The sequence below is a fragment of the Stenotrophomonas sp. SPM genome (assembly GCF_003105135.1).
Taxonomy (GTDB): domain Bacteria; phylum Pseudomonadota; class Gammaproteobacteria; order Xanthomonadales; family Xanthomonadaceae; genus Stenotrophomonas.
The window spans coordinates 1-10,668 of sequence record NZ_QETL01000121.1 but is presented as its reverse complement, the minus strand read 5'-3'; the positions used below and the strand labels follow the sequence as shown (position 1 = coordinate 10,668).

Here is a 10,668-nt window from a genome sequence, read left to right as displayed (position 1 = left end):
GTGGCCGGCGCCGCCTGGCTGCTGCGCCGGCGCAAGCCGTCGCCGCTGCCGCCGCTGCGCGAGGAGGGCGATGCCGTGGCGCTGGCCGCTGCGGTGCCTGCCGGTGCTGCGCTCGATTCGCTGGCCGAACAATCGTCCTGGGTCACCGGCCACGAAGACGACGGCCGCCAGGAACCGTCGATGCCGGCCTGGGCCATCGAAGAGGATCATGTCGTCCACGCGCATGACAAGCACGCGCATGACGAGCAGGCCGAGGAGGCGCCGTCTGCACTGGTCGAGCCGGAGGACGAACCGGTGGCGCAGCCCGCTGCCGATGTCGAGGCCTCCTGGCAGGTCGGGGCGCTGGTCACCGACGAGGGCGACACACTGCCGCCGGCGGTGAGCGACGCGCCGCGCTGGGACGAACCCGAGGCCGTGGCGCCGGAACCGGCCGACGCGGCCCCCGTGCCCGCCGATGGGATCGGCGTGCCCGACTATGCCCTGCACGCCGAGCAGCAGCCGGAATTCCGTGGCGTGTTTGATCTGCCGGCCGAGCAGGCCGAGCAGGCGCAGCCCGTGGAGGCAGCCAGCGAAGACCTGGACCCGGCCGCAGGCTCCAGCAGCAACGACTGGGCCCCGCGCGCGGGCCAGGAGCGCCTGGAACTGGCCATCGCCTACCTGGACCTCGGCGATGCGCAGACCGCGCGGACCCTGCTGGAAGAAGTCGCCACCGATGGCGACGTGCACTGCCAGGTCCAGGCGCGCGAACTGCTCGCCCGCCTGGACTGACCACTGGACCACAGGGGCCACCCATGAGCCGCGAAAACCGCATCGACTACGTTGAGTTCGCCTCGGCCGACCCGGCCGCCAGCCGTACCTTCTTCGAGACCGTGTTCGGCTGGTCGTTCGTCGACTACGGCGAGGACTACACCGCCTTCGACGATGGCCGCCTGCAGGGCGGCTTCTTCCGCGGCCAGCCGCAGCGCGCCGAGTCCGGCGCACCGCTGCTGGTGCTGTATGCCGACCTGCTGGCACCGGTCGAAGCCGCGGTGCCCGCGGCCGGCGGGCAGGTCGTCCGGCCCGTTTTCTCTTTCCCCGGTGGCAGCCGCTTCCAGTTCGTCGAGCCCGGTGGCAACGAACTGGCGGTCTGGTCCGAACGCGACCCGGCCTGAGCGCCTCTCCACCCGCAACATCGAGGTAGCAGCACATGCGTTACGCGCTCGGCGTCGAGTACGACGGCAGCGATTTCAGGGGCTGGCAGAACCTGGGCGAGGGCGGACCCAGCGTCCAGGCCAGCCTGGAGAAGGCCTTGTCCTCGGTTGCCGACGCGCCGCTGCAGGTGGTCTGTGCCGGCCGCACCGATGCGGGCGTGCACGGCCAGTGCCAGGTCGTGCATTTCGATACCGACGTGGTGCGCGACCCGCGCGCCTGGATGCTGGGCACCACCACCCGCCTGCCGCATTCGATCGCGGTGCGCTGGTGCGTGCCGGTGGCCGATGATTTCCACGCCCGCTTCTCGGCGCGCGCGCGCCGTTACCGCTACCGCCTGCTCAACCGCGAGGTGCGCCCGGCGCTGGACCGGCAGACCCTGAGCTGGGAACGGCGGGCGCTGGACGAGACCCTCATGCATGCCGCCGGCCAGGCCCTGCTCGGTGAGAACGACTTCAGTGCGTTCCGCTCGGTGCAGTGCCAGGCCCTGCATGCGCGGCGTGAACTGCAGTCCCTGCAGGTCAGCCGCCAGGGCGAGGTGATCGAGGTGGCAGTGCGTGGCAATGCATTCCTTCATCACATGGTCCGCAATATCGTCGGTTCGCTGATAATGGTCGGCAGCGGCGAGAAACCGGTGGAGTGGATCACCGAGCTGCTGGCCGGCCGTGATCGCACCGTTGCCGGCCCTACCGCACCTCCGCAGGGGCTGGTGTTCCTGGGGCCGCTGTACCCCGACAACTGGCAACTGCCTGCCGAGGTCACCTTATGAGCCGCTCCTACTACCGTACCCGCATCAAGTTCTGTGGCATGACCCGCGCCGGCGATGTGCGCCTGGCCGGCGAACTGGGCGTGGACGCGGTGGGTTTCATCTTTGCCCGTGAAAGCAGCCGCCGGGTGGCCCCGGCCGAAGCCCGGGCGATGCGCCAGGCGATCGCACCGATGGTCGACGTGGTGGCGCTGTTCCGCAACAACAGCAAGGAAGAGGTGCGTGAAGTGCTGCGCACCGTGCGTCCGACCCTGCTGCAGTTCCATGGCGAGGAAGACGAGAGCTTCTGCCGCAGCTTCAACATGCCCTACCTGAAAGCCATCGCCATGGGCGGTCGCGAGGACGTCAACGCACGCACGCTGCAGCTGCGCTACCCGAGCGCGGCCGGCTTCCTGTTCGACAGCCACGCTCCGGGCGGTGGTGGCGGCACCGGCGTGGCCTTCGACTGGGCGCGCATTCCCACCGGCCTGCACCGCCCGTTCCTGCTGGCCGGCGGGCTGAACCCGGAAAACGTGAAGGAGGCCATCCTCGCTACCCTGCCGTGGGGCGTGGATGTGTCCAGCGGCATCGAGGTCGAGCCGGGCATCAAGGACGGCTACAAGATGCGCACCTTCGTCGAGGAAGTGCGCAGCGCCGACTGCACCGTGCTGGAGTAGTCCCAGCGCGAGCCCCGCGCGTGACCGCCTGCGGGCGGCACGCGCCTTCACATTTGTCCCTGCACGCCCTCTTCACATAGGATGAGGGGGAAACCATGGCCATGAAGGCCGTGGTGGGATCGACGGAACCGCCCCCGGCGGATTCCGAACGGGGCGTCACGCGCCCCCAGCCCGGGAAGGCAAAGCGATGCAGGAATTCCTCACCGTCGTGTTCGGTTACCCGACCCTGCCGTACAGCGTCCTGCTGGCGGTATCGCTGGTCTATTGGGGGCTCGCGGCGTTTGGTCTGGTCGATGATGGCTTCGGCGACCTCGGCGCCGATGGTGCGCTGGACGGCGGCACCGACCTCAGTGGCCTGTCGGCCCTGCTGCAGCGCTTCGGGCTGGGCGGCGTGCCGGTCATGGTCGTGGTCACCCTGCTGGGGTTCTTCGGCTGGGCGCTGACCTATTTCATCCATCTTTTCATCCTGATGCCGCTGCCGGACGTGCTGCGCTGGGGCTTCGGCACGCTGGTGGCCGTGCTCGCGCCGCTGCCGGCCGTGCCGATCACCGCACTGCTGCTGCGGCCCATCCGCAGCTTCCTGCAGCGCCTGCAGCCGGTTGCGCAGGCCTCCCTGCTGGGCCGGGTGGGCGTGGTCGCCTCGCCGCGGGTGGACGCCCGCAGCGGCCATGCCAATGTCGATGATGGCGGCGCCGGGCTGATCCTGCAGGTGCGCAGCGACATCGAACTGCAGCGTGGCGAGCGCATCGTGCTGGTCGAGCACGTGGCCGAACAGCACTTTTACCGGGTGGTCCGCGCCGACGCGGTCGCCCTCGATTTCCAGGACAACCTGCTTCCGGGCAACAAGGAGAATCACTGATGAGTTTCGCTGGCGCGGCCCCCTTCCTGATCGGGATCATCGTCGTCGTAGGCCTGCTGCTGGGCCTGGCAGGACTGTTCAAGGCGTTCTACCGCAAGGTCGACCAGGGCGTGGCCCTGATCGTCAACGACATGAGTGCCACGCCCAAGGTGCACTTCACCGGTGCGCTGATCATCCCGGTGCTGTACCGCGCCGAGCTGATGCGCATCAGCCTGATCACCCTGCAGATCGACCGCCGCGGCAAGGAAGGCCTGATCTGCCGCGACAACATGCGCGCCGATATCGCCGTGGCCTTCTACCTGCGGGTGAACGAAACCCAGGCCGACGTGCTGCGCGTGGCCAAGGCCATCGGTGCCGACCGTGCGTCGGACAAGCACGCGGTGGATGAGCTGTTCAACGCCAAGTTCTCCGAGGCGCTGAAGACGGTCGGCAAGAAGTTCGACTTCACCGAGCTGTTCGAGAAGCGCCAGGAATTCCGCGACGAGATCATCGCGGTCATCGGCAACGATCTCAACGGCTACGTGCTCGAAGACGTGGCCATCGACTACCTGGAACAGACCCCGAAGTCGCTGCTGGATCAGTTCAACATCCTCGACGCGCAGGGCATCCGCAAGATCACCGAGCTGACCGCCGCGCAGAACGTGGTGACCAACGAGCTGGAGCAGAACGAGAAGCTCGCCATCACCAAGAAGAACGTGGAAGCGCGCGAAGCCCTGCTGGCCCTGGAGCGCCAGCAGGCCGAAGCCGAGGCGCGGCAGAAGCGCGAGATCGAGACCATCCGCGCACGCGAGGAAGCCGAGACCGCCAAGGTGCAGGAAGAGCAGCGCCAGCTGTCCGAAAACGCGCGCATCGAAGCACAGCAGCTGATCGAGATCCGCGACCAGAACCGCCTGCGCGAAGTGGAAGTGGCCGAACAGAACCGCCAGCGTGCGGTGGCCATCGAAGCCGAGCGCGTGGAGCGTGCCCGCCAGCTGGAGCAGGTCACCACCGACCGCGAAGTGCAGCTGCAGGGCGTGGAGCGTGACAAGGTGGTCGAGCAGGGCAAGATGGACGTGGCCAATATCACCCGCGAACGCATCTCCATCGACAAGACCGTGGCCCAGGAAGAAGAGCGCATCAAGGAAGTGCGCGAGGTCTCCGAGGCCGACCGCCAGAAGCAGGTGCTGATCCTGGAAGCCGAAGCCAAGGCGCAGGAATCGCTGGTGCGCGAAGTGAAGGAAGCGCAGGCACGCGAGACCGCCTCCAAGCACCGTGCCGTGGAGCTGACCACCCTGGCCCAGGCCGAGCACGAAGCGGCCGGCAAGCAGGCCGAGGCCAAGCGCCTGCTGGCCGACGCGTTCCGTGCCGAACAGGCCGCGCCGGGCCTGGCCGAAGCGCAGGTGCGTGAAGCCTCCGCGCTGGCCATCGAGAAGGTCGGCATCGCCGAAGCCCGCGTGATCGAAGCCAAGGCCGAAGCCAATCTGAAGCAGGGCAGCAACGAGGCCCGCGTGCTGGCCGAGACCCTGCAGGCCCAGGCCCAGGGTGAGGAGAAGATGGGCCTGGCCCGTGCCACCGCCACCGAATCGCTGGGCAACGCCGAAGCCGGCGTGGTGCAGAAGAAGCTGCTGGCCGAAGCCGAGGGCCTGGTGCGCAAGTTCGAGGCGATCGCTTCGCTGAGCGACCAGGCGCGTGGCCACGAAGAGTTCCGCATGATGCTGGACAACAGCCTGAAGCAGGCGCTGGCCTCCATCGAAGCGGGCAAGGAAGTCTCGCGCGAGAACGCCAACGTCATCGCCAGCGCGCTGCGCAACGCCGACATCGATCTGGTCGGTGGCGACGGCGGCATGTTCGAAAACCTGGTCAAGGCGGTGTCGCTGGGCAAGTCGATCGAAGGCTTCGCCGGCAAGAGCCCTATCGTGCAGGAGCTGATGCAGCGCTACCTGGGCGTGGCCGTGGCCGAGCCGGCACCGCGGCAGATCGCCGGGGACGCCGAGGTGGCGCCGACCGTGTCGGCCGCCGTGGTCGACAGCGCCCGTTGATGCACCGGGCGGTGGCCGCTGCGGCCATCGCCCGCCCGCGCCGGCCGCGACCACGGCCGGCCGTCCGTGAGCCGGAACCCTGCTGATGTCTGAAACCCATCCGTCCGCCGAAATCACCGCGCCGGAGGCCGGCGGCAACACCGTCGACCAGGCCGTCGCCCAGGGCGGTGCCTACGAAGTCCTGCGCCGCCGCCTCAGCGAGCAGGGCCAGCGCCTGCAGGCCCTTGCCGAGACCCTCAACCGCCAGCGCCTGGCCGAATTCGGTGACAGCCGGCTGGAAGTGATCGGCCGGTTCCGCATCCGCAGCGAGAACAACTGCGTTGGCCGGGACATCGTCCAGGTCGGGCCCGACCGCCTGCTGTTCGGCTACAACGTCTACATCGGGCTGAAGACCCACACCCGCATCGAGGATGTGTTCGGCCTGTACCGGCTGGTACAGGGCAAGGACGGCTACGACGTCGCGTCGCTGGAGCTGAAGGGCAGCTTCCTCGACCAGCCCGGCTTCGTGCACGACTTCAACGAGCTGTATTCCTACTACAAGCATGCGCGCCTGCTGCAGCTGATCGTGGTCGGCGACAAGCTGCTGGCCTCGTTCCAGATCGGCGAGCGCAGCAGCGACGTGCGCGTGTTCCGCTGGGCGCTGTCGCGCGAAGGCGAGCTGACCTATCTCGATGCGCGCGGCGAACGCGATATCGCGCTGCCGCCGCCGTTCGACTTCGAATGGACCAAAGCCACCCGCGACCTCGCGGTCAACGGCCGGCATTCGCACCTGAACATCCTCGACACCCTGTTCGTGGAGACCACCGGTGGCGACCTGACCATCAAGGTCGAGAACAACACCGAGACCGGGCAGGGCATCTACAGCGAGCCGGTGGAGGACAGCACGCAGTCGCTGGACGACGCCCAGTTCGAGTTCGCCCGTGTCGGTTCGCTGCTGCTGCTGAAGGTGCTGCCGTACCGCGAAACCGTCTGGCGCGGGCTGATCTACAACACGCTCACCGGCGACATCGTGCGCAACGACGCCATCGTCCAGGCCTGCGTGCAGCTGCCCGAAGACCATGGCGTCATCTTCCCCGGTGGCTATTACCTGCAGGGCGGCGAGCACAAGGCCTTCGATGCCTCGATGGCCGGCATGCAGTTCAAGCGCAGCATCCGTTCGCCCAATGGCGAGGACGTGCTGTACATCTTCTACGAGCGCGAAGGTGGGCGCTCGGCGTTGTTCGTCTACAACACCATCCAGCGCGTGCTGCAGAACCCCGTGTTCGGCCACGGCTATGCGTTCATGCAGGATGGGCGCATGGTGCTGTTCCATGCCGAGGGCACCGAACCCACGCGCATCCACCCGATGCAGGTCTGGCAGACGCCGTTCAGCAGCGACGAGTTCGCCGCCAGCCGTCCGCCCGGCAACACCTTCATGGGCCGCATCGGCAATGCCGAGCTGGTGCGTGGCATCTCCAACCTGTTCAACCTGGCCCGCGAGATCGACGGCCAGGATGTTTCCGTGCAGCGCTACCAGCGCCTGGTGGCCGATACCCGCCGCCTGTTCGATGCCCACCACTGGTTGGGCGACGAGGCCTGCGACGGCGCCGAAGCGCTGCTGCGGCAGATCAGCGCCACCGGTGAATCGGTGCTGGACGAATACGAGAAGGTCCAGTCCATCCGCGAGCAGTCGGCGCAGGCGATGGTCGAGGCGGAGGCCAGCTTCAAGGCCCTGCTGGGCCGGCTGCAGCCGCAGAACTGGAACGAGGTGCAGGCCTTCGTCGAGGCACTGAACGAGATCACTGCGCTGCGCGGGCGCCTGCTGACCATCCGCGAGCTGCGCTACATCAACACCGCGCGCATCGAAGCGATGGCCGCCGACCTGGTGCAGGCGCAGGACCGCGTCGGTACCGCCACCGGCGAATTCCTCGCCGGCGATGCCGCGCTGGCGCCGCTGGGCAGCCGCCTGCAGGTGCTGGACGAGGCTGCGCAGCAGGCCGGCAGTGCGCGCCAGCTGGACGAGCAGCTGGACGGCATGCGTGGCATGGCCGTTAATCTGGACATGCTGTCCGAACTGATGGCCGGGCTGAAGGTGGACGATGCCACCGCGCGTACCCGCGTGGTCGAATCGATTTCCGCGCTGTACGGGCGCCTGAACCAGGCGCGCACGCGTGCCGAGCAGCGGCGCCGCACCCTCGGTTCGGCCGAGGCCGTGGCCCAGTTCGCCGCGCAGTTCGCCCTGTTCTCGCAGTCCATCACCAGCGCGCTGGCAATGGCCAGCGACCCGGAAAAGGCCGACGAGCAGCTGTCGCGCCTGCTGGTGCAGCTGGAAGAACTGGAGAGCCAGTTCGGAGAGCACGAGCAGTTCCTCGGCGACATCCTCAGCAAGCGCGAGGAGCTGGTCGAGGCCTTCGAGACGCACAAGCAGGCGCTGCTGGATGACCGCCAGCGCAAGGCGCGTTCGGTGCTTGATGCGGCCAACCGCATCCTCGATGGGCTGGCCAAGCGCACCGAGCGCTTCGCCACGGCCGATGAACTCAATGCGTTCTTCGCCGGTGATCCGCTGATCCTCAAGCTGCGCGAACTGGCCGAGCGCCTGCGTGCGCTGCGCGACAACGTCAAGGCCGATGACATCGAGGCGCGCCTGAAGGGCGTGCGCGACCAGGCGGTGCGCCAGCTGCGCGACCGCAGTGACCTGTACGAGGCCGGTGGCAACGTGGTCCGGCTCGGTCCGCGGCATCGTTTCAGCGTCAACACGCAGGCGCTGGACCTGACCCTGCTGCCGCGTGGCGACACGCTGGCCATCCACCTCACCGGCACCGATTTCCTGGAAACCCTGCACGATCCGCAACTGGATGCGCTGAAGCCGTTCTGGCCGGTGACCCTGGATTCGGAATCCGATGCGATCTACCGCGGCGAGTACCTGGCCGGCAGCCTGCTGCTGGCCGCGCAGGCCGGCCGCGACGGCCTGGACCTGGCCCAGCTGCAGCACGACGTCGCCAGCCCCGAGGCGCTGGACCAGCGCGTGCGCACGTTCGCCGCACCGCGTTACCGCGAAGGCTACGAACGTGGCATCCACGACCATGACGCCGCGCTGATCCTGCGCGCGCTGCTGCCGTTGCAGCAGTCGGCAGGCGCGCTGCGGCATGCACCGCGCGTGCGTGCACTGGCCCTGCTGTTCTGGGCGGCGCAGCAGCGCGAGGACGCGGTGAAGCAGTGGCCCAGCCGACAGGCCGGTGCGGAGACCATCGCCCGTCTGTTCGGCTCCGATGAAGGACGCAGCGCCCTGCGCACGGAAATGGCGGCAGCCATCGCCGCGTTCGTGCAGGCCGAAGCGTTGCCGTTCGACGATGAAGCCGCCGAGGCGGCGGCCGCCTACCTGGGCGAAGAACTGATCAACGGCGAGCCGGTGTTCAGCACCAGCAAGCATGCACAGGCGCTGCTGGATGCGCTGGCCCAGCAACTGGAACAGGCCGGACAGCGCGAGGCGCTGGAGCGTGCGCTGCACCGTGCACAGGAGCCGCTGGCCGCGCGCTGGGCGCTGGCTGGGCAATGGCTGCGCGCGCTGGCCGGTCTGCCCGCCCAGGCCGCACACGCCGGCTATGCCGACGAGGCCGCGGCGCTGCTGCTGGTGCAGCGCCAGCTGCGCACGCGCGGCAGCGACGCACCGCTGCGGGTCGAAGTGGCGGGCCTGCTGGGCGAACACCCGCGCATCCACGACGGCACGCTGTCGCTGTCACTGGATGATTTCCTGGCACGCCTGCAGCATCACCTGAAGCGCTTCGTGCCCGATTTCCATGCATACCAGGCGGTACGCCAGGGCATCATCAACCGCGAACGGCAAACTCTTCGCCTTTCCGAATTCAGGGCGCGGCCGCTGTCCTCGTTCGTGCGCAACAAGCTCATCAACGATGTCTACCTGGGCGTGATCGGCGACAACCTGGCCAAGCAGATGGGCACGGTGGGCGAGAACAAGCGCAGCGACCTGATGGGCCTGCTGATGATGATCTCGCCGCCGGGCTACGGTAAGACCACGCTGATGGAATACGTGGCGCACCGGCTCGGCCTGGTTTTCATGAAGATCAACGGCCCGGCGCTGGGCCACGAGGTGCGCTCGCTGGACCCGGAACAGGCACCCGACGCGACCTCGCGGCAGGAGCTAGAGAAGCTCAACCTGGCCCTGGAGATGGGCAACAACACCATGCTGTATGTCGACGACATCCAGCACACCCATCCCGAGTTCCTGCAGAAGTTCATCTCGCTGTGCGATGGCACCCGCCGCATCGAAGGCGTGTGGCGCGGCCGCACCCGCACCTACGACATGCGCGGCAAGAAGTTCTGCGTGGTCATGGCCGGCAACCCGTATACCGAGTCGGGCGAGGTGTTCAAGATTCCGGACATGCTGGCCAACCGTGCCGACATCTACAACCTCGGCGACGTGCTGGGCGGCATGGAGGCGGCGTTCACCCTCAGCTACATCGAGAACAGCCTGACCTCCAACCCGGTGCTGGCACCGCTGGCCACCCGTGACATGGCCGACCTGTACCTGCTGGTCGACCGCGCGATGGGCAAGGACGTGTCGACCAACGGACTCAGTCATGCCTACAGCGGCGCGGAGGTCAACGAGATCACCGCCACCCTGCAGCGCATGCTGCGCGTGCGCGACGTGGTCTACCGGGTCAACCAGCAGTACATCGCCAGCGCCGCGCAGGATGATCGCTACCGCACCGAGCCGCCGTTCCGCCTGCAGGGCAGCTACCGCAACATGAACAAGCTGGCCGAGAAGATCTCGCCGGTGATGAACGAGGAGGAGCTGCAGCAGCTGATCTCCGACCACTACATGGGCGAGGCGCAGCTGCTGACCACCGGTGCCGAGGAGAACCTGCTGAAGCTGGGCGAGCTGCGTGGCGTGCTGGATGAGGCGCAGGCGCAGCGCTGGGCACAGATCAAGCGTGACTTCCTGCGCAACAAGGCCATGGGCGCCGACGACAGTGATGTGGGCGGACGCGTGGTCGCGCAGCTGGCCGACATCGCCAGTGCCCTGCAGCTGCCGCCGGCCGCGCCGGTGCTGGCCACAGAGCCGGCGCCGTGGCCGGCTCTGCTGGAGGCGCTGCAGCGCCTGGCCGACGTGCGCCCGGCAGAGCCTGCACCCGCGGCGCCAACCGAGCCGGTGCAGATCGTTGCGCCCAGCGCACCGGCCAC

The 10,668-nt window shown here is 68.1% G+C and carries 7 protein-coding genes; all 7 read left to right on the top strand.

From position 1 onward, the window contains the following. A partial coding sequence (locus tag DCO49_RS17735; protein WP_279325651.1) for a FimV/HubP family polar landmark protein occupies window positions 1-768 on the top strand: 768 nt, incomplete at its 5' end. 23 nt (window positions 769-791) lie between these two features. Next, window positions 792-1,151 carry a VOC family protein gene (locus DCO49_RS17730; protein ID WP_116865119.1) on the top strand — a complete coding sequence of 120 codons (360 nt, stop codon included), beginning with the start codon at window positions 792-794 and terminating at the stop codon, window positions 1,149-1,151. 35 nt (window positions 1,152-1,186) lie between these two features. Further along, window positions 1,187-1,957 (top strand): tRNA pseudouridine(38-40) synthase TruA, encoded by a 771-nt coding sequence (gene truA, locus DCO49_RS17725; protein ID WP_116865118.1) that lies wholly within the window; start codon window positions 1,187-1,189, stop codon window positions 1,955-1,957. Beyond that, window positions 1,954-2,610, top strand: coding sequence for a phosphoribosylanthranilate isomerase (locus tag DCO49_RS17720; protein WP_116865117.1), 657 nt, complete (start codon window positions 1,954-1,956; stop codon window positions 2,608-2,610). The genes truA and DCO49_RS17720 overlap by 4 nt, the downstream gene beginning before the upstream one ends. Window positions 2,611-2,797: 187 nt before the next feature. Further along, window positions 2,798-3,469 carry an OB-fold-containig protein gene (locus DCO49_RS17715; RefSeq protein ID WP_116865116.1) on the top strand — a complete coding sequence of 224 codons (672 nt, stop codon included), beginning with the start codon at window positions 2,798-2,800 and terminating at the stop codon, window positions 3,467-3,469. Further along, window positions 3,469-5,487 (top strand): hypothetical protein, encoded by a 2,019-nt coding sequence (locus DCO49_RS17710; protein ID WP_116865115.1) that lies wholly within the window; start codon window positions 3,469-3,471, stop codon window positions 5,485-5,487. Before DCO49_RS17715 ends, DCO49_RS17710 begins: the two co-directional genes overlap by 1 nt. 85 nt (window positions 5,488-5,572) lie before the next feature. After that, window positions 5,573-10,668, top strand: a 5,096-nt coding sequence (locus DCO49_RS17705) for a DNA repair ATPase (protein ID WP_243402771.1), incomplete at its 3' end; no start/stop codon positions are given.

Excerpts from the sequence above, each read along its gene's own strand:
- DCO49_RS17730 (WP_116865119.1), top strand. The coding sequence starts at position 792 with ATGAGCCGCGAAAACCGCATCGACTACGTTGAGTTCGCCTCGGCCGAC.
- truA (WP_116865118.1), top strand. The coding sequence starts at position 1,187 with ATGCGTTACGCGCTCGGCGTCGAGTACGACGGCAGCGATTTCAGGGGC.
- DCO49_RS17720 (WP_116865117.1), top strand. The coding sequence starts at position 1,954 with ATGAGCCGCTCCTACTACCGTACCCGCATCAAGTTCTGTGGCATGACC.
- DCO49_RS17715 (WP_116865116.1), top strand. The coding sequence starts at position 2,798 with ATGCAGGAATTCCTCACCGTCGTGTTCGGTTACCCGACCCTGCCGTAC.
- DCO49_RS17710 (WP_116865115.1), top strand. The coding sequence starts at position 3,469 with ATGAGTTTCGCTGGCGCGGCCCCCTTCCTGATCGGGATCATCGTCGTC.